Source organism: Parabacteroides hominis, assembly GCF_014287585.1.
Classification (GTDB): domain Bacteria; phylum Bacteroidota; class Bacteroidia; order Bacteroidales; family Tannerellaceae; genus Parabacteroides; species Parabacteroides hominis.
Map to the genome: position 1 here is coordinate 1 of NZ_JACOOJ010000117.1, position 537 is coordinate 537.

Genomic DNA, 537 nt, shown 5'->3' on the forward strand with positions numbered 1-537 from the left:
CACCCCCACCCAGAAATGATAGTACCCTGTTTCATCCTCTAACTTTATCTGCCGTTCACTGACATATATTGAGCCATTTTTCCCTTCTTTAGGACATTTGGCATAGACATAATAGGCAAGCGAATTATTTAGCCGGAAAGATGCCGCCGGGATAGCCCATTCGCGGATTTCCTCGCTAACGGTGAAGTGCACTAACTTTCCTGCCGTATTCTTGAAATAGTTGGCATCATTATCTGCATTCGGAATGAACTTCACCCCTATAAGTTCCATCTGCTGGGAATTAGTACCGACGATAAGTTGTGCCGTATGCACGGCCAGCGGCTTGATAAGTTCGGTGAAATAATCCCCTTCCGGGTCAAACATCATCCCCAAAGTTTCCATCACGTCCCGCCATGAACGCTTAGTGTGCTCCCGGACTGGCTTTACTTTATCTTCAATCTCTTCCGGCACTTTATTCACATCATCCACCAAATCCTTAAAACCATTCGATTCAAGAAAATCAGACAAGGTAAGTTCATACCGGTATGAAGGCGTACC

At 45.4% G+C, this 537-nt stretch carries 1 pseudogene; it reads right to left on the reverse strand.

From position 1 onward, the window contains the following. Positions 1-537: pseudogene (locus tag H8S65_RS20905) on the reverse strand (hypothetical protein); the annotation flags it as partial.